20 protein-coding genes and 1 riboswitch are annotated in these 20,012 nt (G+C 56.2%); of the genes, 14 read left to right on the plus strand and 6 right to left on the minus strand.

Going from position 1 to position 20,012, the window contains the following annotated elements:
* Nucleotides 1–121: 121 nt before the first annotated feature.
* Nucleotides 122–919, minus strand: a complete 798-nt coding sequence (locus NYE48_RS04905; RefSeq protein ID WP_036715721.1) for a Cof-type HAD-IIB family hydrolase — start codon at nt 917–919, stop codon at nt 122–124.
* Between the two features lie 39 nt (nt 920–958).
* Entirely contained in the window at nt 959–1,861 is a 903-nt protein-coding gene (locus NYE48_RS04910) for a DMT family transporter (protein WP_036715723.1), read from the minus strand.
* A 167-nt stretch (nt 1,862–2,028) separates the two neighbouring features.
* On the opposite strand from NYE48_RS04910, the gene NYE48_RS04915 reads away from it, so the two are divergent.
* The gene (locus NYE48_RS04915) at nt 2,029–2,289 is read left to right on the plus strand and encodes a YqkE family protein (protein WP_212952288.1); all 261 of its coding nucleotides are present in this window, start codon (nt 2,029–2,031) and stop codon (nt 2,287–2,289) included.
* A gap of 82 nt (nt 2,290–2,371) precedes the next feature.
* Here the strand turns inward: NYE48_RS04915 and NYE48_RS04920 are convergent, their stop codons facing one another.
* From NYE48_RS04920 to NYE48_RS04930, 3 genes are all read right to left on the minus strand, one after another.
* Nucleotides 2,372–3,475, minus strand: coding sequence for a DUF1835 domain-containing protein (locus tag NYE48_RS04920; protein ID WP_340997198.1), 1,104 nt, complete (start codon nt 3,473–3,475; stop codon nt 2,372–2,374).
* 57 nt (nt 3,476–3,532) lie between these two features.
* Nucleotides 3,533–4,414 (minus strand): AraC family transcriptional regulator, encoded by an 882-nt coding sequence (locus NYE48_RS04925; RefSeq protein ID WP_340997199.1) that lies wholly within the window; start codon nt 4,412–4,414, stop codon nt 3,533–3,535.
* 140 nt (nt 4,415–4,554) lie between these two features.
* Nucleotides 4,555–4,989 (minus strand): copper amine oxidase N-terminal domain-containing protein, encoded by a 435-nt coding sequence (locus NYE48_RS04930; RefSeq protein ID WP_340997201.1) that lies wholly within the window; start codon nt 4,987–4,989, stop codon nt 4,555–4,557.
* A 503-nt stretch (nt 4,990–5,492) separates the two neighbouring features.
* On the opposite strand from NYE48_RS04930, the gene NYE48_RS04935 reads away from it, so the two are divergent.
* Complete coding sequence (locus tag NYE48_RS04935) at nt 5,493–6,686, plus strand: transposase (protein WP_340997203.1); 1,194 nt, start codon at nt 5,493–5,495, stop codon at nt 6,684–6,686.
* Between the two features lie 667 nt (nt 6,687–7,353).
* Here the strand turns inward: NYE48_RS04935 and NYE48_RS04940 are convergent.
* Nucleotides 7,354–8,358 (minus strand): lipoate--protein ligase, encoded by a 1,005-nt coding sequence (locus NYE48_RS04940; RefSeq protein ID WP_036714621.1) that lies wholly within the window; start codon nt 8,356–8,358, stop codon nt 7,354–7,356.
* A 289-nt stretch (nt 8,359–8,647) separates the two neighbouring features.
* Between NYE48_RS04940 and NYE48_RS04945 the strand changes: the two genes are divergently transcribed.
* The 12 genes from NYE48_RS04945 (at nt 8,648) to NYE48_RS05000 (ending at nt 19,908) form a co-directional block, all read left to right on the plus strand.
* Nucleotides 8,648–9,751 carry a pyridoxal phosphate-dependent aminotransferase gene (locus tag NYE48_RS04945; protein ID WP_340997205.1) on the plus strand — a complete coding sequence of 368 codons (1,104 nt, stop codon included), beginning with the start codon at nt 8,648–8,650 and terminating at the stop codon, nt 9,749–9,751.
* Nucleotides 9,752–9,971: 220 nt separating this feature from the next.
* A complete protein-coding gene (locus NYE48_RS04950) occupies nt 9,972–10,694 on the plus strand; it encodes an adenosylcobinamide amidohydrolase (RefSeq protein WP_340997207.1) in 723 nt (240 codons plus the stop codon).
* Nucleotides 10,676–11,656 carry an adenosylcobinamide-phosphate synthase CbiB gene (gene cbiB, locus NYE48_RS04955; RefSeq protein WP_340997209.1) on the plus strand — a complete coding sequence of 327 codons (981 nt, stop codon included), beginning with the start codon at nt 10,676–10,678 and terminating at the stop codon, nt 11,654–11,656. The genes NYE48_RS04950 and cbiB overlap by 19 nt, the downstream gene beginning before the upstream one ends.
* Complete coding sequence (locus NYE48_RS04960; RefSeq protein ID WP_340997211.1) at nt 11,647–12,270, plus strand: histidine phosphatase family protein; 624 nt, start codon at nt 11,647–11,649, stop codon at nt 12,268–12,270. The genes cbiB and NYE48_RS04960 overlap by 10 nt, the downstream gene beginning before the upstream one ends.
* Nucleotides 12,271–12,434: 164 nt before the next feature.
* A riboswitch (cobalamin riboswitch) is annotated at nt 12,435–12,644 on the plus strand.
* The gene (locus tag NYE48_RS04965) at nt 12,630–12,854 is read left to right on the plus strand and encodes a hypothetical protein (protein WP_036714628.1); all 225 of its coding nucleotides are present in this window, start codon (nt 12,630–12,632) and stop codon (nt 12,852–12,854) included. Its footprint overlaps the riboswitch before it by 15 nt.
* 63 nt (nt 12,855–12,917) lie before the next feature.
* Complete coding sequence (locus tag NYE48_RS04970; RefSeq protein ID WP_340997214.1) at nt 12,918–13,916, plus strand: ABC transporter substrate-binding protein; 999 nt, start codon at nt 12,918–12,920, stop codon at nt 13,914–13,916.
* Entirely contained in the window at nt 13,916–14,962 is a 1,047-nt protein-coding gene (locus NYE48_RS04975; RefSeq protein WP_036714629.1) for a FecCD family ABC transporter permease, read from the plus strand. The genes NYE48_RS04970 and NYE48_RS04975 overlap by 1 nt, the downstream gene beginning before the upstream one ends.
* The gene (locus tag NYE48_RS04980; protein ID WP_212952808.1) at nt 14,959–15,765 is read left to right on the plus strand and encodes an ABC transporter ATP-binding protein; all 807 of its coding nucleotides are present in this window, start codon (nt 14,959–14,961) and stop codon (nt 15,763–15,765) included. The genes NYE48_RS04975 and NYE48_RS04980 overlap by 4 nt, the downstream gene beginning before the upstream one ends.
* On the plus strand, nt 15,765–16,820 hold the full coding sequence (gene cobT / locus NYE48_RS04985; protein WP_052147336.1) for a nicotinate-nucleotide--dimethylbenzimidazole phosphoribosyltransferase: 1,056 nt from the start codon (nt 15,765–15,767) through the stop codon (nt 16,818–16,820). Before NYE48_RS04980 ends, cobT begins: the two co-directional genes overlap by 1 nt.
* 5 nt (nt 16,821–16,825) lie before the next feature.
* On the plus strand, nt 16,826–17,383 hold the full coding sequence (cobU, locus tag NYE48_RS04990) for a bifunctional adenosylcobinamide kinase/adenosylcobinamide-phosphate guanylyltransferase (RefSeq protein ID WP_340997219.1): 558 nt from the start codon (nt 16,826–16,828) through the stop codon (nt 17,381–17,383).
* Nucleotides 17,380–18,189 carry an adenosylcobinamide-GDP ribazoletransferase gene (gene cobS, locus NYE48_RS04995; protein ID WP_340997221.1) on the plus strand — a complete coding sequence of 270 codons (810 nt, stop codon included), beginning with the start codon at nt 17,380–17,382 and terminating at the stop codon, nt 18,187–18,189. Before cobU ends, cobS begins: the two co-directional genes overlap by 4 nt.
* Nucleotides 18,190–18,363: 174 nt before the next feature.
* Nucleotides 18,364–19,908, plus strand: a complete 1,545-nt coding sequence (locus NYE48_RS05000) for a cobyric acid synthase (protein ID WP_341000602.1) — start codon at nt 18,364–18,366, stop codon at nt 19,906–19,908.
* The last annotated feature ends 104 nt before the right edge of the window (nt 19,909–20,012 follow it).

The following is a 20,012-nucleotide window of genomic DNA, read 5'->3' on the forward strand; positions in this document are numbered from 1 at the left end:
GCTAAACGTAAAAAACAGCCGCAGGGGTTCGGAAACGAACGTGCTCTGCGGCTGTTTTTTTATCCGTGCAAGGAATACGATGCGGCTTAGGGTCATGGGTCGACACGAGCGGACTTCGGCCTCAGGCGTTCAAAACAAACTTCTCGATCGCAGCCTTTACGCCGTCCTCGTTGTTGCTGAGCGTCACGTAATCGGCAATATCCTTCAGTCCTTGAATAGCGTTGCCCATCGCCACGCCAAGGCCTGCGGCCTCCAGCATCTCGTGGTCGTTCCAGGAGTCGCCGATGGCCATCGTTTCTTCCAGATTCACGCCAAAATGGTTGGCGAGGAAGGTCAGCGCATGTCCTTTCGTGCCTTCGCGATGCATAATCTCAAGGAAATGAGGCTTGGACTTGGTGATATGCACCTCGCTGCCGAGCAGCTCGCGGAAAATCGGAATCAGCTTGTCCAAATAATCCGGGTCGTCGATGATCAGCATTTTCGGCGTCGGCTGTTCGACCAGCTTTTCAAAATCCGGTTCGATATAATACGGCGTCCGGTTCAGATTGCAGTAGTCGATCAGCTTCTGGTTTTCCTCGCGCGCGTACAACTTGTCGTCGATGTATACCTGCAGGTGGAGATCATGCTGAATGCAGTATTCAAAAAGCTTATGCGCCGCGTCTTTGGGGACGTAACGCTCGTAAAGCACCTTTTCGTCCATCAGGTTTTTGACGAGCGAACCTTGATACGTAATGATCGGCACGTTCAGGCCGGTCTGGCGGGCGATGGCTTGAGCGGACGCGTAAGCGCGGCCGGTGGCCAGCGTCACGACGGCGCCTTTGGCGATTGCGGCCTCCAAAGCCTTTTGCGTGGCAGGGGTCACTTCCTTGTCATCGTTGATGAGCGTGTCGTCGATGTCGATGGCGATCAGTTTGTACATGATGGCTTCTCTCCCTTTTTCTATAGTATCCGGCTTCCTTTATTGTACCGTAGGGGGCGCGGATTTCAATTCCGCAATAATCATGCCTGCGAAAATAAACAGGCAGCCGACCCCGGCGGCGACGCCGAGCGTCTCTCCCCCGAACCACAAGCCGGTAAGGGCGGCAAAAACCGGTTCCATCGCAAAAATGACCGCCACCCGGGACGGGCTCGTATATTTTTGGCAGACGGTTTGAATCCAGAACGCAAACGCGCTGGTAGGTCCGATCGAAACGGCCAGCGCCCATAACACCTCCGGCTGCAGCAGCTTGTCCATCGTTTGGGCGGCGGGCCCCATATCCTCGAACAGCAGCGATCCGATCAAGCTAAGCAGGCCGACGACGGCCATTTGCAGCGCAGCCAGCGGCAGCGCGGGATATCGGGGCGCAAAAATGCCGGTATAGGCGATATGAAGGGCGAACCCGATCGCGCACAGGAAGACGAGAACATCCCCTTTGTTCATTTCAAACGCGGAACCGGCAAAGGTCAGCAGGTACAGTCCACAGGCCGCCAGCAGGGCGCTCAGCCACGTAAAACGCGAAATCGGATGCTTGAGCAGGATCAGGGCCAGGAAGGGCACCAAAACGACCGATAACCCCGTGATAAAACCGGCATTGGAGGTCGTGGTGTACAGCAGGCCGACCGTTTGAAACGCATAACCCAAAAACAAAAAGAGACCCAGCAGGCAGGCATGAAGCAGCATGCGGATGCTGACGGCACGCCACTGGCCGCGGTAAAACACCGTGATGATCAAAGCAAGCAACACCGCCGCCCCGGCGAAGCGGATGCCGTTGAAAGCCAGCGGAGGCAGCACCCTCACGGCATGCTGGACGATCAAGAACGTGCATCCCCACATCGCGGCGACGATAAGCAGGCTGAGATCGGCAAGACGAGAGCGGTTCAATGAAGTCATTCCTTTCATGCATGAACCCCGGGCGCTTCCTATCAGCCCCAAGGCAAGTGACCAAATTGTATCGCAAATCCGCCGGGCGGACAAGAAAAATTGCCGCAAAGCTACCTGACCTTAAACGGGAAACCTGCTATAATGTGGGGTGAAACGGAGTTGATGACATGGCCAAAAAACGAAAACAGGATGCGGCCGTGAAGCCGCAGGCGGCGGACAAGCCGGCAACCCTGAAAGATCTTTTGAGCAGCGAGGTGCTGAGCAAGCTGAAGCAGCAGTCGGAGGAATTAAAAGCCGAGCAGCAAAAGCAAAAGGAAGCCGAGCTGAAAAAAGCGGAGGAAGCGCGCAAAGCCGAGCAAAAACGCCGCGATAACGACTTTGAATATTTGCTTGAAAACAGCAATATGGATTGGAAGAAATATAAATGACCGACGGTAAAGCTGCCCACACGGGCAGCTTTACGTATGTCGCGTCAGGCTCATGATTAGGGGCGAGATCGGTGGTTCATGATCATGGCCCGTTCGTTGAACTCCCGGGACTCATGCGGCCCTGAACGCTCCGCTTTTTAAGCCTTACCCCGTAATATCGCATCGCCCGCGGCACTCCTTTGATTTCCAGCCGCCCCTCATAAATGAGATGCCGGAGCCGGTACTCGAAAAAGACATCCCCGATATAGTCGTCCCACATGCCGATGGCTTGGCCGATCACGCGGGCCGCTTTGATGAATTCATGCTCCGGCAACCTGTGCTGAAGTTCCTCTACCGTTCGAAGCAAGTAGGCATCAAGGTAGTCCACGCCGACGCTCCGGAGATCATCGTCTTCCCACAGACGCAGCGTCTCGTGCCGACCGGACAGCTTTAGCCATTTGTCCTCCAACTGCCGCCGGGTCTCGCCGGGGATCGGGTCTTCCTGTTCGGCCTCCATGTATACCTCTTGCAGTTTTTCAGGGGTGATCTCGCCCGTATGGTTGTATTTGCACCAATAATCCGGCGTGTTGTATTTTTTGCCGCAGGCTTCGTCCGCATCGATGATATGGATGGGGTTCGGATGGTGCCGCAGCAAATAAACGGCCCACAGCAAACCCGTCCGCTCATGGGCGTTTTTACAGCTCCAAATGACGATGCTCGCTTCCGGAGGGATTTTCGACAGCTGCTTTACGAGCTCCCCATGGTATTCTTCATAGCTAATCCCGTCATCTTTTCGGGACTCGTTGATGTGATCCCTGAACCATTCCTCCCTGCGTTTTCGGCCTTCTTCCGTATGAAGATCATGCAGCGGGCCAAACGCAAAATAATCCTGGTCGAACGAAACGATTTTGTCCGTGTCGACACGGCCCAGCGCCTCAATCACGCATTTTAGGCTCCCAGCGGGCGAGCGGCCGAAGACCACATGGATCGTTTTTGTGCCCGTATCGGGCTGCCAGCGGCGGACCTGGTTTTGGCGGATGTCAAGAAGATGGTCGTACATCTCTTTTAGAAAAGGGTACAGCTCTTCTTTTGCAAGCTGGTCATTTGCGGCGGCCTCCACCTGATGAAACGTCAGCAACAGCAGCTGCTTCAGTTCTTGCGCGGAAAGCCGGTTCAATGCTTCTTTCATCTTCACGATATTGTCCATCTTTCGAATCCTTTCTTTCCGAAATGGCTGCATAACCTGGAACGCCGCCTTAACCGCTTAAGACTGTCGGTGTTTTAGCCGATATTGATGCGGTGTCGACCCGGTTTTTCTTTTAAAAATGCCGTGGAAAAATTTCGGGTCCTGGTACCCGGATAGTTCGGCGATGTAGGGGATTTTAAACGAAGTTTCGCGCAGCAGGCGGCAGCTCCGGTCAATCCGGACATTCTGCAAATACGTCAGAAACGTCACGCCGCAGTACCGCCTGAACATGCGCTGGACGTATCCGGCAGAAACGTTCAGCTGTCCGGCCAACTTTCCGATCGTAAACTGGGATTCGCCGCAGCGTTTATGAACGATGCTCAGCATTTCTTCGAACAACGGGTCTTGATTGCAAGCCTCCCCGGTGCTGAATAGTTGGCGGTCGAGTAGTCCCAGCAATTCCAGCAGCTTTCCGCATAGGATGGCCCGGTAGCCATCCGCTTTGCGGATATATTCGGAGTACAGGCCGGTAAAAAGCAGCGCGAAGTCGCCGCTATTGTCAGTTGTTCTCAGCCAGGAGGGCGACGAATTTTCATCAGACGGCAGCGACAGGTATTCGAGAAGCCGCTGAGGGATCGGGACCGATTCGGACCATTTCTCGATCGTCCGCGGATGAAAAACGCAGTTATAGATGACGATCGGCTCCTTCGGCGACACCGCGGTTGGCCGAAACACATGCGTCGTTCCGACGGGCAGGACAAAAACGTCGCCTTTCTCCGCGTCGACCCGATCTTCGCCGATATAATGGAATCCCCGCCCTTCGGCGACGTAATTGATTTCGACGAAATCATGGCCGTGCTGCGGCGTTTCGAATGATTCCGCGATCCGGTTCACGAAGATGCTTTCATTCGGGTTCAGCAACGAATCGATCTGCATGATCACAAACGAGCTTGTTCTCAAAGGAAATCCTCCCTTTAGAAATGATCCGGTATCCCCTATTTAAATGCAATGAATGCCCGATTTTTTGCGTTCTTTGGTTCATTATACAATAGGCAGAAAACGGATACACTCGAGGCGAAGGAGGAGGTGAGCGAACATTTCTAATAAATATATATGGATGCGTCATTAGCTGTTTTTTTCCATTCGACTTTTGCTCCTAATGTCTCAGCGATAAATCTGAGGATTACATAAAAAGTACTGTTGTCTGGATTAAAACTAGGGACCTGATTCAGAACTTGAACTTTTCCATTTATGTAAGCCTCATTGGCATTATGAATAAGTTTTATGGATGTTTCACCTTTTGTTGCGGTAGCTGACTTCGTCTTATTATCCCAAACTACAGTCATACCGAATTTTTCAAAAATAGGCCTCATCGGGACTAAGGTGGTTCCACTGTATGTGACGCTTGCGTAAATATCCATTTTCTCATTATTTATGAAGATTGAAGGTTTTTCTCGGGAAGCAAAGGCCGCATTTACCCCAAGTATCATGGAAATGGCCATAGTCGAAATGAATAATTTTACCGTAGATTTCATGTTGCAAATTCCTCCTTTGAAGTTTAATAGTATCCATTGCCTATTAAATACGTTATTTATATAACGACTATCTACGGTAATTGTTACGGTGTTATTAATGTCGCGAGTAACATAAGCATGATCGGGGATAACTCGAGGAAGAAATGCCTTCCGTATGGTAACGCGAGCAGGGCCTTTTGCCAGGCCGAGCCTGCAACCACTAATGAAAGTGTTCGAGTTGTTTCTGTGGATGGCCTAAAAGGTTTACGTGAAACTGATTTTTTAAAGCTTCGATAAAGCCTTGATATGCTTGTAATTTCGGGCGCAGCACGAGTTTAACAAACTATTAGATTGGCCATAGTGGAGGTCGATTCAATTTAGTTATTTTTATTGTTTGAGCGTTTTGCAGTAATCTGAGGCCTTGAGCCGTAAGGATTTTCGGACATAAAAAAGGGACTTCACCCCAACTTGGAGAAGTTTTCAAGTGACCAAACCCAAAAACCTCAAGGATGGAGGAAGTCACTTTGTATATTCTCCAAGAATGTCTGTTTTCCTTCGAAGAACTTTTAAAAATTCAACCCAAGGAGAGATTGCCGATCTTCTTCAGCTCTCTCGATCTGAGACCGTATGCCAAGGAACTGAGAAGCCGTTCACCCCGAGGCGCTGAGGGATACTGCAGACAAGGTATTCTACGAGCACTCTTGGCTGCGCCGCTTGAAGGAATAAGTACCTTTTCAGGGTTGCATAAGCGTTTGGATACGGATCTCCGGTTTCGTTATCAGTGTGGTCTTCCGCTGGATCGAGAAGCTCCTTCCATATCCACATTAAGCCGAGTTTTCTCAGAACTGACGAGAAAGGACTTGGCAAAACGGCTTTTTGAGGATTTGGTCACACGCTGTCAGCAGGAAGGTATCATAGAAGGCAGTAACGTCGCCATAGACAGCACCGCTCTCCGCGCTTACGAGAAAAAGCAGCCCAAACGCAAAAGCGAGCAAACGGGTAATGCGAACTGGGGCGCAAAAATTGATTCCTTCGGCAATAAAATCACATGGTTTGGTTACAAAATTCATCTGGCGGTCGATACGAAAAGTGAATTGCCGATCGCCTTGGAAGTAACGCCGGCGCATGTCAATGATGGAGAAATGGCGCCGGGCCTGATCGAGAAAACAGCGTCCAGGACGAGCACACGATTTTTCATACTCGATGCGGGCTACGACCAAATGAAAGTTTATGAGGCCGCCCGCAACGTCAAGGCACAAGCCATCATTCCCCTTAATCTTCGGGGGGAGAAGGAACCGCCTGCTGGCATGACCTCGAACGGAACACCGTGCTGTTCCATGGGTTATGCGATGACATACTGGGGAGTTGACGGCGATATGCATAAATTTCGCTGCCCGCATGCCACGGGTAAAGTCGACTGTCCGCTTGGCATGGCTGCCTGCTCGTCTTCAAACTATGGAATGGTCGTCAAAGTAAATGCGAAGGATGATCTCCGGCGATACAGCATCCCTCATCGGGATACAAAGCGTTGGAAGGAACTTTACAATGAACGAACCAGCGTAGAACGCTGCAACTCCCGATTGAAAACCTATTTGACGGCAGACGCCGCACATGTCCGGGGCATTCAGAAAGTCACAACTCACCAGTATTTGAATGCCATTGTTCTGCTTGCATCTGCGCTCGCCGTTTCTCATCATTCAAAACGGGCTGCCGCTTAAAAAACGAGCTGTTCTAAAATTCTGCAAGTCTGCCCTTTTCTTCATCCATATAATACCATTTTCGAAAATTACCCCTTAACGACAGTGAATATGCTATCGCTTCTTCTCTGAAACGGAATTATGCAAAACACTCATTATTGGAAGATTGAGATCATAATAAACCCCAGTCCATTCCAATGGTTGCCATTAGCCAAATGGTCTCGTTTTGATTAAGAAGGGGCTTTTCGCGGCTGGGCGGAAAGAACGATGCCGGTGTCGTGAGCCCCCGAAGCCGGGGCTTATGCTCGGAGCATCGAAACTGTGCAAGCGCTCATGCCGGCGGCATCGAAATTACCCTGAGCTGCCCAGGGCGAACGGACGGTTTCAATGAAGAATCGTAATTCCCCCGTAATCATAAAAAACAGCATCCTTGCCGGAAGCAAGATGCTCAGAGTGTCGAGAAAGTCCAACGGACTTTTCGACACTCTATTTTTTATATGGGGAATCATATCTTTTAAAATAAAAATCGATTTAAAGCGCTCTGAGAACCCTACTTCAGTGACCGACGAGGCAATTTTAAACCCCCTGCAAAAAAAACAGGGGGTTTCTCGACAGCCTGAGCATCCTTGCCGGAAGCAAGATGCTGTTTTTTTGTAGTTATATTTAAAAACCCGCGAATCGCCTAAGTTTAATCTTCCAAAAAGACGAGCCCGATGAAGTCGTCCATTTCGATATTGCCGAAGTAATGTTTAATATCGACGCCTTGAAGCGCTTCACGAACTTCGGACTCTTCGTAACGTTTGCCGCGCAGCTTGTCCTCGATGTCGGCCACGTCGCCCACGCCGAAAAAGTCGCCGTAGATTTTGATGTTCCGAATGCGCGCATCCTTGATGTCCATCCGGATGTCGATGATGCCGACGGGGAAACGTTTCGTATGTTTGACGTTCGATTCCGGCGATTGGCCGTAGTTCCATTCCCAGTTTTGGTACCGCTCTTTGGAGATTTGGTTGATTTTCTCCCAATCGGCTTCGGTCAGCTTATATTGCGGCACGTCTTTCGGATCCATGTTGAAAATGGCGCGCAGCAGCTCGGAGCGGAATTCCTCGATCGTCATTTTCCGGTCCATCAGGTCGCTGATGTTGGCGACGCGGCTGCGGACGGATTTGGTGCTTTTGGATTTGAATTTTTCCGGATTGGCGTTCAAGGAAGCTTGGACGTCATCCAGGTTCAGGTTGAACATGAGCGTGCCGTGGCTGAACATCCGGCCCCGGGTGGCGAACTGGGCGTTGCCGGAAATTTTTTGCTCTCCGACCTGCAGGTCGTTGCGGCCGCTGAGCTCGGCATTCACCCCCATGCTGCGCAGCGCGTCGATCACCGGCTGGGTAAACTTCAGGAAGTTGTGGAAGGACTGGCCGTCGTCTTTGGTAATGAAGCTGAAGTTCAGGTTGCCGAGGTCGTGGTAAACCGCGCCTCCGCCGGAAAGACGCCGCACCACCTGGATATTGTGGTCTCTGACGTATTCCTGGTTGATCTCTTCGATCGTATTTTGATGCTTGCCGATAATGATGGAAGGACGGTTGATGTAAAACAACAGGTAACTGTCTTCCTCCATCGGCAAATGCTTAAGGGTAAATTCTTCGATGGCCAGGTTGATGGCCGGGTCGGTGATGCCTTGGTTATCGATAAACAGCATGGCTTGACTCCTCCGTTTAAAGGCCTGTATTCGATCTCTTTGGTTTTTGCAAAATGAAAAACGAGCTTCAGCGGGATCTTTTTTGGATAGTTACGCAAAACGCGCCTGCAACCTCCCTAAAAACATAGCCCGAATGCGGCTTAAACCGGCTTTCGCAAAATCCAAAGCAGCTTTCGAATCTATTGTAAACCAATCGATTGCAAGAAACAAAAAAGAATTTGCATTGACGCCGCAAAAACATTGACGCCATAATGGATTCAATTAGGGTGAACAGACAGGAGTGCTGCATATGCTGGAAAGATACGGGCATGGCGGGGATTTGGAAAGCGCTGCGGAGATCTACGGCCGGGGCGCTTTTTTGGATTTCAGCGCCAACATCAACCCGCTGGGGCCGCCTCCCGGCGTGATGGAGAAGCTGCGGGACGCGCTGCCTGCGGTCATTCGTTATCCCGACCCGGGGCACCGGGGGCTGAAAGAGCTGCTGAGCGTCCGTTTGGGCGTTCGGCCGGAGCAGCTGTGCATCGGCAACGGGGCGGCGGAGTGCATGGCGCTCATTTTGCTGGCATGTCGTCCCCGGAAGGTGGGGATCGTCGAACCTTGTTTTTCGGAATACCGGCAGTTGTCGGAGCAGTTCGGGGCCGAAGTGCAGTCGGTGTACGGCACGCGCAACAACGGATGGAGGGCCGAGGCCGGTGAGATCGAAAAGCTGCTGCGAGCCGTCGATCTGCTGTTTATCGGCCAGCCCAACAATCCGAACGGAATCCAATACGATAGGGAAGTTTTGCGCCGTTTGGCAGGCGCGGCGGAGCGCTGCGGCACCTATTTGGTGATAGACGAGGCGTTTATCGATTTTATACCGGACAAGGACCGGCAGACGCTATTGCCGGAGCTTGCCCGGTATCCGCGGACGATGCTGGTCCGTTCGATGACGAAGTTTTACTCGATTCCGGGCCTGCGGCTCGGGTTTGCCGCGGCGCATCCGGATCTGGTGCAGGCCATGACCGGCAAGCAGGTCACGTGGAGCGTGAACGGGCTGGCGCTGCTTGCCGGGGAAGCCTGTTTGGTAAGCGGCGAAGGTTACGAGCGGGACACGATCAATCTCATCACGGAACAAAGAGGATTGTTGGCCGCGGGTTTAAGGAAGCTGGGCTGCGATGTGACCGAGGGAGAAGCGAATTTTCTGCTGGCGGGCCTTCCGGCTCCATGGACGGCGGAGAAGATGCAAACGGAAATGGGCCGGCGGGGCGTGCTGATCCGAAGCTGCGCCATGTACCCCGGGCTGGGCCGAGAGCATATCCGGGTTGCGGTCAAAACGCATGCGGACAATACGCGGCTGTTGGACATCATGGGGGAGGTCATCGCCGGAACGCCGCCCCGGAACGTTGGCAGCTGAGAAGCCAAAGAATTTGGCAAAATTGGGATGATGAGCTCAAGGAAACGTAACGTTTCAAGCGTTGCGATTGGCTTCGGCGGTCTGCGATTGCCGGTCCGTAAGCGGATCGGAGGCGTTGTAAACAACGGGTGAAAACCTGCGGCCGAAGCCGTGTCTAGCAATAGGGATTTTTGAACGAGGACTGGAAAAATAAAGAGATACAATTTAAGGGGGAAGCGGTTTGGCAACACCTTTTTTGACCGAAAAAGAAACCGAATACGCATCAAACGTTTGGCCGGGGCTCGTGCTTCGGAAAGGGGAGCGGCATCTGCTGCTTCAGGCGCCGGGACCGTTCGACGCGATCGGAAGCGCGGTGTACGGCGGGGGCGTGACGCGGCTGCGCAGAATGGCCAACATTTATGTGGACAAACATTACGACTGCTCCGATCCGGTGCGCGACGTGGCCGATTGGCTGCGGGAATGGCGATACCCCGTGGATACGACCGCCGGGCTTCTGACCGCGGTTCAGCTGAAGCACGCTTCGGTCATGGAGGAGCGCAACGGGGAGGCCGCCGTCTTCTGCTGCGTGACCGCAGGAACCTCCAATGCCGCCAAAGCGGGCTCGGAACGGAAGACCTATCCGGCGTATCGCCCCGGAACGGTGAATATCATGCTGATGATCGATGCGAAACTGACCCAGGCGGCGATGGTCAATGCGATCATGACGGCGGTGGAAGCGAAGGCGGCCGCTCTTGCCGACCTTGACGTGCGCGACGCGGAGAACGGGCTGGTGGCCACGGGAACGACTTCGGATGCGATCATGCTCGGCGTGAGTCAAAGCGCGGTTTATCCGGTGGAGCACATGTATGCGGGAACGGCGACGGATCTCGGCGGCATGGTGGGACGCGCGGTGTACGGCGCGGTGAAGGAGGCATTGCTGACGGCATGGGCGGAGCGGCATTAACGGCGATGGCCGTGTTGGCCGGGGCTTTTGCATTGGATCTGCTGATCGGCGACCCGCGCTGGATTCCGCATCCCGTCATTCAGATGGGCAAGGCGATCAAAGCCCTGGAGAATGGGATTCGCCGGCAATTCCGGCCCGAACAATTCAAGCTGGCGGGAATCCTGCTGCCTGTCGTTGTCGCCGGGGGGGCATTGATTGTCACTTGGGCGCTGCTCAAGGTACTAAACGCCATCCATCCCTGGCTTGGCTGGGCGGCGGAGGCGGTGCTGATCGCCACGACGATTGCCGTTAAAGGGCTGAAGGATGCGGGGATGGAGGTGTACCGCCATCTCGCGGCCGGCGATCTGCCGGCGGCGCGCCGGAGCCTCGGCATGATCGTCGGGCGCGAAACCTCGCATTTGGACGAACCGGAGATCGTCCGGGGGACGGTGGAGACGGTCGCCGAAAACATCGTGGATGCGGTCATTTCCCCGCTGCTGTATGCGCTGATCGGCGGGGCCCCGCTGGCCATGGCCTACCGCGCCGTAAATACCCTCGATTCGATGGTCGGCTACAAAAACGAAAAATACATTCACCTCGGCTGGGCTTCGGCCCGGCTCGACGACATCGCCAACTGGATTCCGGCAAGGCTGACGGCGCTGCTGCTTACCGTGTCGGCTTTTATTCTCCGGATGAACGGGCGCAGAGCCTGGCGCACGATGCGCCGGGATGCGCGAAAGCACCCGAGCCCGAACAGCGGCTTTCCCGAATCGACCGTCGCGGGCGCGCTCGGGATTCGGCTCGGCGGGGTCAATGTATACCACGGCGTCGAATCGTTCAGGGCCTATATGGGAGACGCGCTCAGACCGATGGAATCCCGCGACATTTTGCTGGCTAACCGGCTGCTGCTGACCGTCTCGGTGTTGTTCGTCCTGCTGGCTTTGCTGGCCGTTTGGGCGGCGGGAGGCGCGTTATGGACATGAAGCGGCTGGAGATCGTTTTGATGAGACATGGTTCAACGCCGTGGAACGAAGAGAAACGATATTTGGGGCACACCGACATCGGCCTTAGCCCCCGGGGCAGGGACGAGCTGGCCGCCGTCCGCGAAAAGCTTCGGGACCGGAGCTTCGGCATGATCTATTGCAGCGATTTGTCGCGGTGCCGGGAAAGTTTGCGCGAGGTGCGTCCGGACTTGATCGAAAAAGCGGTGTACGATTCCCGCTTGCGCGAAATGGATTTTGGCGCGTGGGAGGGGCACACCTACGACCAGCTCAAGGATATCGCCTTGTACCGGCAGTGGCTGGACGATCCGAAACATGCGACCCCGCCGCAGGGCGAATCTTGGGAGGCTTTTGAAAGCCGAATCGCCAAGTTTTTGGCTGGTATGCTGCGGGAAGCGGATAAAGGAGCACCTGAACACGGGGAGTCCGCTCCGGTCCTGCTTGTGGCGCATGGCGGGGTCATCCGGCAGGTCGTACATGTGTTTATGAACGCCGTCGCTTTTTGGGATATCCGCATCGAACCCGGAAACCTGCTTGTCCTGACGCTGGAACGGACGGAGGAAGGCTGGAGCGGCGCGGAGCTTGGGAGTGTTTGACGTAAGGAGATTACGCCCGGCTATCAACGGATTCCGCACGGAACACCGTAATGGCCCGTTGGCTTGCGGCGGTCTGCATCGAACGATTCTCTCAAAATCAGATTGTCACCTCTTCCATCTTCCCCTATAATCAACAACTAGAGATGCATTGCCTGGAATAAATGAATAATGAACGCTGATGAGGTCCCGGAAAGCGGCGCAGCCCCGCTTCTTCGGGTGAAAAGGGAAGCCGGTGCAAATCCGGCACGGTCCCGCCACTGTAATACAGGTATGTCCCGATATGCCACTGTTCCGCCACGAAGGCGGGATGGGAAGGCCGGGACGATATCGCCCCGCCTGTAAGTCAGGAGACCTGCCTCATGAGCTTAATGACGGTCCTTCGAGGAAAAGGATTACGTTGCCGCACTTTCCGGCGGAAGGCATTCATGCCATTCGCCCATGAAGTGTGCCTGCCCGTTCCCGCGGTTTTTCCGCAAGATGGCAGGCAACGTGATCCCTGGTTCTTTGACGATAAGAATCAGGGTTTTTTTGATGATATCAGCAAGGATAAACTATCGCGAGTACCGTCAAAGCCGCATTCATGAACGTTCTATTGCCAGGCCTCTTGTGCGTCAAAGAAAAAGAACCCATAGAGGAGAGAACAGTACATGAATTTGTCTATCAAAAGATGGTCCACCGGCCTTGCGGCTTTGCTGCTCGCGTTATCGCTTGCGGCTTGCGGCAACGGCAGCAAGGAACAATCCGCGCCTCAGGAGCCTGCCAAGCAGGAGGCTTCCCAGCAGCAGACGCAGACGGACAGCCTGAAAACGACGTACCCGCTTACGCTGCAGGACGCGACGGGCGAATCCTTTACGTTCAATGAAGCCCCGAAAAAAATCGTGTCGGTGTCGCCGGCCGAAACCGAAGCGCTGTTTGCGATCGGGCTCGGGAACGTAATCGTCGGCGTATCCGATTTTGACGATTATCCCGAAGAGGCCAAAAGCAAGCCGAAAATGGGCGGCATCATGAAGCCGAACGAGGAAGCGATCATCGCGGCCCAGCCGGATATCGTTTTTACGGGCATTTCCATGAGCGAGGAAGCGGTCAAAAAAATGCGCGGGCTCGGCATCAAGATTTTCAAAACCGATCCGAAAACGGTGGACGACGTCATTCAAAATATCGAAACATACGGCAAAATTACCGATCATCAGGCCGAAGCCCAAAAAGTGGTCGACCAGATGAAAGCAGAAGAAAACAAAGTCGTCGAGGCCGTCAAATCCTTGTCCGGCGACAAGAAGAAAAAAGTGTACATCGAGTTTTCCCCGGGCTGGACCGTCGGAAAAGGCGAGTTTATGGATGAGCTGATCAACTTGGCCGGGGGAATCAACGTGGCCGCGGACACGCAGGGCTGGAATGAAATCAGCGAAGAGAAGATCATTAAAGACAATCCCGACGTCATTTTGTATGCCAAAAGCGTGGTCGACGATAAAACGAAAAAAGGCTTGGGCGACATCATCAAAGGCCGCAGCGGATGGGATCAAATTACGGCCGTCAAAAACGGAGCGGTCATCGGACTGGACGACAACCTGCTCAGCCGTCCGGGCCCGCGCGTGACGCAAGGCCTGCAAGAGGTTGCCAAAGCCATTTATCCGGAGTTGTTTAAATAATGAGCAAAAAGCTGGCAGGTTACGGAGGGATCGGCCTGGCGCTGCTGGTGCTGACCCTGCTGGTCTGCCTGGGGATCGGCTCGGTCGCGCTGCCGGTGAAGGATATCGCGTTGATCGTGCTTCACCGTCTGCCGGGAGTTTCCGGTCTCATTCATCCGACGTGGGATCCGTCGTTTGAGCAAATCATCCTTAAGGTGCGGCTGCCGCGCGTGCTGCTGGGCATGCTGGTCGGGGCCGCGCTGGCGGTGGCGGGCTCGGGCTTTCAAGGCGTGCTGCGCAATCCGCTCGCCGATCCGTTTACGCTCGGCGTCTCCTCGGGTTCGGCCGTCGGCGCGTCGATGCTGATCTTTTTCGGTTTGCAGTATTCGCTGATCGGCGCGTGGACGCTGCCTGCGGTCGCTTTTGTCACGGGAGCGTTGACGCTGTGGGGCGTGATGGCGCTGGCCCGCGAAAGGGGCAAGATTCCGACGAACAGCCTCATTTTATCGGGCGTCGTGATGCAGTCCTTTCTCGGGGCGGTAGTTTCGTTTTTAACCGCGATGTCCAAGGAAACGGTCAACGAAATTTTATATTGGACAATGGGCAGCTTGAGCCTGCGTGGATGGTCGTATACGGCCATCCTTTTGCCTTATTTTCTGGCGGGGCTCCTGCTCGTTTGGAGCCGGGCCCGCTCGCTGAACCTGCTGGCGCTCGGAGAGCGGCAGGCCGCGCATTTGGGCGTGAACGTCGAAGGGCTCAAACTTACGGTGCTGCTCGTCAGCACCCTGCTGACGGCGGCAGCCGTCTCGATGGCCGGCGTGATCGGTTTCGTGGGGCTCGTGATTCCGCACGTGGTCCGGCTGATCGCCGGGTCCGACTACAGGCTGATCGTGCCGCTTTCCGCGATCGGCGGCGGCATATTTATGGTCTGGGCGGATACGATCGCGCGCTCCCTGCTGGCGCCGACCGAAATTCCGCTTGGCGTCGTGACGGCTTTTGTCGGGGCTCCGTTTTTCGGTTATTTGCTATACCGCAGCAAGAAGCAGCGAAAGGGGATGGGCGCATGATCGAAGCCATCGGCGCAGGGAAGGCGTATGGCGGCGTCACCGCCTTGCATGGATTGGACTGGACGGTCCGGGAAGGCGAATGGTGGGGCATCATCGGTCCGAACGGAAGCGGAAAATCGACGCTGATGCGCCTGCTGTCGGGCGTGGAACGCGCAAGCTCCGGGATGATCCGCGTCCGGGGCCGGCAGGTCGAAGATTACGGCCGCAAGGAGTTGTCGCGGATGATGGCCGTCCTCCAGCAGGAAGGGATGATGCCCGTTCCTTACCGGGTGCGCGAAGTGCTGGAAATGGGCCGTCATCCCTACTTGAATTGGCTCGGGCAGGATCCGAAAGAAAACGTGGACGTGATGATCGACGGCATTTTGGAGAAGCTCGATCTCCTTGATTTGGCGGACCGTCATGTGGATGAATTGAGCGGCGGACAGCGGCAGCGGGTGGCCTTGGGTCAGGTCATGGCGCAAGAGCCGCAAATATTACTGCTTGACGAACCGACGACTTTTTTGGATATTCATTACCAGCAGCAGTTTATGGAGCTTGTGGCTGAGTGGAGGGATGAGGCGGGGATCACCGTGGTCGCCGTGCTGCATGATCTCAATTTGGCTGCGCTTTATTGCGACAAGCTGCTCGTGCTGCGTGACGGAAGGGCCGTCAGCATGGGGACGCCGGAGGATATGCTGACATCGGAGCGGATCCGGTCCGTATACGACGTGGAGCCCGTCATCGTGGCGCATCCCGTCTATGGCGCGCCCCAGGTTCTTTTGTCCAAGGCAGCGTTAAAGCGAAATGAGGAGGAGGGAAATTAATGGATTTTCTGGAGCAGTATGTGGAACGAATCCCCGAGCTGGATATGGAGGCCTCGCGCGCGGCGGCGGCCCATATCGGGAACCTGACGGTTCCTCCCGGCGCCTTGGGGAAGCTGGAATCGCTTGCGGTTCAGCTGGCGGGCATTACGGGACGAATCAAACCTTCGTTCGAAAAAAAAGCGGTCATCGTCATGGCGGCGGACCACGGCGTATGCGAAGAGGGGGTCAGCGCATTTCCGCAGGAAGTGACGACGCAGATGATACACAACTTTTTGTCCGGCGGCGCCGCGGTGAACGTGCTTGCCCGCCAGGCCGGGGCGAAGGTGGTTTGCGTGGATATCGGCGTCAATAACGACATCTCCCATCCGGCGCTCGTTTCCCGCAAAGTCCGCTTCGGCACGGCCAACATGGCCAAAGGACCCGCGATGACGCGCGAGGAGGCGATCCGGTCCATCGAGACCGGCATCCGCATCGTCGAGGAAGAGGTTCGGCGCGGCGTCGGCATTTTCGTGACCGGCGAAATGGGGATCGGCAACACGACGGCCAGCGCCGCCGTCATGTGCGCCATGACCAACACCGATCCGGCGAAAGCGGCCGGACGCGGCACGGGGCTCGATGATGAACGGCTGAAGCATAAAATCGGCGTCATTGAAAAAGCTTTGCAGCTGAATGCGCCGGATGCGGCGGATCCGATCGACGTACTGGCCAAAGTCGGGGGACTCGAGATCGGCGGATTGATCGGGGTGATTTTGGGCGCGGCGGCGAACCGCTGTCCGGTCGTGATCGACGGCTTCATCTCAAGCGCCGCGGCGCTTTTGGCGCGTGTCATTTCCCCGGAAGCCGCCGGGTACATGGTGGCCTCCCATATCTCCCAGGAGAAGGGGCACCGCCAGCTGCTTGAGGCGCTGGATCTTCGTCCCGGACTCGATCTGGACATGCGGATCGGCGAAGGAACGGGCGGCGTGCTTGGGCTGACGCTGATTGACGCTGCCTGCCGCATCGTCAGCGAGATGGCGACGTTCGAAAGCGCCGGCATTTCCGGAAGCGGAGCGTGAGGGCGATGGGCATTTTGGTTACCGGCGGGGCCAGGAGCGGGAAAAGCTCGTTTGCCGAGCGCTGGATCATGGCGAACGCGCAGCAGGCGGTCTATGTAGCGACGTCGCAGGCGTTTGACGCGGAAATGAAACAGCGGATCGCCTTGCATAAGCAGCAGCGGGATCAAGCGGAATTCCGCTGGAACACGATGGAGGAGCCGCTGAAGCTGCCGGAGCTGCTTTCGTCGCTGCATGCCGGCCCCGAGACTCCGGCGGTGCTGGTGGACTGCTTGACGTTGTGGCTGACCAACGTGATTTTGGCGGCCGAGGAACAGGAGGACATGGAGAAATCGATCCGGGAAGCCATCGACCGGCTGGTGGCAGCGGTTCAAGCTTACCCGGGGCCGCTCGTGCTCGTCACGAACGAAGTCGGGGACGGGATCGTGCCGGAATATCCGCTGGGCAGATTGTTCCGCGATTACGCGGGAATTTTGAACCAATCCGTCGCCCGCGTCTGCGAGCAGGTCTTTCTGGTGACGGTCGGCATCCCGATCGAACTCAAAAGCAGGGAGTACCGGTTATGAATCCAGGCCTGCAAGCCGTTGCGGCGGCTTTTCAATTTCTGACCCGGTTTCCGGTCAAAGCGCATCTGGATTACACGCCCGAGCTGTTCCGGCGGAGCACGCGCCATTATCCGCTTGCGGGCGCGGCGATCGGCGCGGTGGTATGGTGCGCCGCAGCCGCGGCTTTGTACTTGCTGCCGCCGCTGCCTGCCGCGGTGCTGACGCTGGCCGTGTGGGTCGCCTTGACCGGCGGGCTGCATTTGGACGGATGGATGGACACCGCGGACGGGCTCTTGAGCTACAGGCCGCGGGAGCAGATGCTGGAGATTATGAAGGACAGCCGGGTCGGCGCGATGGGCGTCATGGCCTGCGTGCTGCTTCTGCTGCTGAAGGCATCGCTGCTTTATTCGCTGCTAATCGGGGGCTGGCCGCCGCTCGTGCTGCTGCTGCCGCCGGTCTGGAGCCGGTGGTTTATGGTGCATGCGATGGCGTCGTGGCCGATGGCCCGCGGCAACAAAGGACTCGCCGGCAGCAATTTTAACGGCATGGAGAAACGCCACAGTTTGGCGGCACTGCCGGGGGCCCTTCTTCTTGCCGCAGCCGCGGCAGCGCTCTGTCCGCTGCTCGGCATCGGGGAGTGGACGTATTTGCAGGCAGGCCTGGCCTGGGTGGCATTGCCTCTTGCAGCCTGGGCGGGGGGAACGTGGGCGGCGCGGCGCATGGCCCGCAAGCTCGGCGGCCTGACCGGCGACACGTACGGCGCGCTGAACGAGGGGATCGAAACGCTGCTGCTGCTCGTACTTATGATCATTCAGTATCGGTTATAAATGGGACCGAAAAGCCGCTTCGGAAGCAGTTGCTAACGGTCGGAAGCATCCGTAACCGGAGCGGCCATCCTGCGTAATGTTATAAACTATATCAATCATGAGCCCTATCAGAGGAGGAAACCGCGGGTGACGGAGGACAAGGGAACAGGGAGCGTGAAACAAGCGGCGGTGCTGATGCTGCAAGGGACGGCTTCGGATGTGGGCAAAAGCGTCCTTACGGCCGCGCTCTGCCGGATCTTCGTGCAGGACGGCTTCCGCACGGCTCCGTTCAAATCGCAAAACATGGCGCTGAATTCCTATGTGACGGCTGACGGCAAGGAAATCGGGAGGGCTCAGGGCATGCAGGCCGAAGCGTGCGGGATCGAAGCGACGACGGACATGAACCCGATCCTGATCAAGCCGACGCATGACATGCATTCCCAGATCGTCGTCCATGGCCGGCCTTTGGCGAATATGAGCGCGGCGGACTACCGCAGCCGGTATTTGCCGACGGCCAAAGCGACCGTCATGGAGGCGCTGGAACGGTTGCGTTCCGCATACGATATCGTCGTGATGGAAGGCGCGGGCAGCCCCGCAGAGATCAACCTGAAAGACCGGGATATCGTCAACATGAATTTGGCCGGCTGGGCGGACGCGCCCGTCGTGCTGGTGGCGGACATCGACCGCGGCGGCGTGTTCGCCTTCCTCGTGGGCACGCTGGAGCTGCTGGAGCCCCATGAACGTGCGCGCGTCAAGGGATTTATCATCAACAAGTTCCGCGGGGACCTGTCGCTGCTGCAGCCGGGGCTGGACTGGCTGGAGGAGCGGACCGGCATTCCCGTGCTTGGCGTGATCCCCTATATCCATGATCTTCGATTGGAAGCGGAAGACTCCGTGGCACTTGAAGAGCGAAAACAGCCCGCGGCTGAAAAAGCGCCTTCCGGCAGTATCGATATCGCGGTGATCCGCACGCCGCGCATTTCCAATTTTACAGACTTCGATCCGCTCGGCGGAGAAGCCGGCGTGTCCGTGCGTTTCGTCAGCCGATCGGCCGAACTGGGGCAGCCGGACGTCATCGTTTTGCCCGGCACGAAAAACACGATCGGCGATCTCACGTTTATCCGGGAGCAGGGCTTCGATGCGGCGATTGCCGAGGCGATGCGGTCCGAAACGGTCCAGCTCATCGGCATATGCGGCGGATATCAGATGCTGGGCAAAACGCTGTCCGATCCCGCGGGGCTGGAAAACCCGCATGCGGCGGAGATCGAAGGCCTCGGCTATCTGCCGCTGGCCACCGTTTTTGCCGAAGACAAACGAACGGTGCGGGTCAGCGGCCAAGTGCTGCCGGAATGCCCGCTGCGCCTGGAACGCGATCCAGGCCGTGAATCCTTCACGGTAGAAGGTTACGAGATACATATGGGACGAACCGCCGTGCTTGAAGGCGATCATTTGAAGGTCAAGCCGCTTTTCCAAATCCATGAGTCCGGCGGGGAACCCAAAGCGGAAGGATGCGGCACGGCCAGCGGCCGCGTGTGGGGCACGTACGTGCACGGCATTTTCCATAACGACGGTTTCCGCAGGAGCTGGCTGAATGCGATCCGCGCGGCAAAGGGGCTGCGGCGGGAGGCGGAGACCTTTTCGGTGCAAGCGCTAAAGGAACGGGAATTCGACCGCGTCGCGGACACGGTGAGACGGCATGTGCGCATGGACGAGATTTACAAGCTGCTCGGCATGAAATGAGATGCGAGGTTCCTGCGGGGCATGTCCGCCTTCGGATAAAAAAGCAGAAACCGGCGGATGCGGTTATAAATTGAACGAAATAGGAAAAAACTGAGGAGAAGTCA

Origin of the sequence: Paenibacillus sp. FSL M7-1455, from assembly GCF_038004655.1 — a bacterium.
In the GTDB taxonomy this organism is placed as follows: domain Bacteria; phylum Bacillota; class Bacilli; order Paenibacillales; family Paenibacillaceae; genus Paenibacillus_AQ; species Paenibacillus_AQ cookii.

What these genes read in the sequence shown, in the direction of transcription:
- NYE48_RS04905 (WP_036715721.1), bottom strand. Translation starts at nt 919, where the DNA reads ATGTACAAACTGATCGCCATCGACATCGACGACACGCTCATCAACGAT.
- NYE48_RS04915 (WP_212952288.1), top strand. Translation starts at nt 2,029, where the DNA reads ATGGCCAAAAAACGAAAACAGGATGCGGCCGTGAAGCCGCAGGCGGCG.
- NYE48_RS04920 (WP_340997198.1), bottom strand. Translation starts at nt 3,475, where the DNA reads ATGGACAATATCGTGAAGATGAAAGAAGCATTGAACCGGCTTTCCGCG.
- NYE48_RS04930 (WP_340997201.1), bottom strand. Translation starts at nt 4,989, where the DNA reads ATGAAATCTACGGTAAAATTATTCATTTCGACTATGGCCATTTCCATG.
- NYE48_RS04940 (WP_036714621.1), bottom strand. Translation starts at nt 8,358, where the DNA reads ATGCTGTTTATCGATAACCAAGGCATCACCGACCCGGCCATCAACCTG.
- NYE48_RS04945 (WP_340997205.1), top strand. Translation starts at nt 8,648, where the DNA reads ATGCTGGAAAGATACGGGCATGGCGGGGATTTGGAAAGCGCTGCGGAG.
- cbiB (WP_340997209.1), top strand. Translation starts at nt 10,676, where the DNA reads ATGGGCGGAGCGGCATTAACGGCGATGGCCGTGTTGGCCGGGGCTTTT.
- NYE48_RS04960 (WP_340997211.1), top strand. Translation starts at nt 11,647, where the DNA reads ATGGACATGAAGCGGCTGGAGATCGTTTTGATGAGACATGGTTCAACG.
- NYE48_RS04965 (WP_036714628.1), top strand. Translation starts at nt 12,630, where the DNA reads ATGAGCTTAATGACGGTCCTTCGAGGAAAAGGATTACGTTGCCGCACT.
- NYE48_RS04970 (WP_340997214.1), top strand. Translation starts at nt 12,918, where the DNA reads ATGAATTTGTCTATCAAAAGATGGTCCACCGGCCTTGCGGCTTTGCTG.
- NYE48_RS04975 (WP_036714629.1), top strand. Translation starts at nt 13,916, where the DNA reads ATGAGCAAAAAGCTGGCAGGTTACGGAGGGATCGGCCTGGCGCTGCTG.
- NYE48_RS04980 (WP_212952808.1), top strand. Translation starts at nt 14,959, where the DNA reads ATGATCGAAGCCATCGGCGCAGGGAAGGCGTATGGCGGCGTCACCGCC.
- cobT (WP_052147336.1), top strand. Translation starts at nt 15,765, where the DNA reads ATGGATTTTCTGGAGCAGTATGTGGAACGAATCCCCGAGCTGGATATG.
- cobU (WP_340997219.1), top strand. Translation starts at nt 16,826, where the DNA reads ATGGGCATTTTGGTTACCGGCGGGGCCAGGAGCGGGAAAAGCTCGTTT.
- cobS (WP_340997221.1), top strand. Translation starts at nt 17,380, where the DNA reads ATGAATCCAGGCCTGCAAGCCGTTGCGGCGGCTTTTCAATTTCTGACC.
- NYE48_RS05000 (WP_341000602.1), top strand. Translation starts at nt 18,364, where the DNA reads ATGCTGCAAGGGACGGCTTCGGATGTGGGCAAAAGCGTCCTTACGGCC.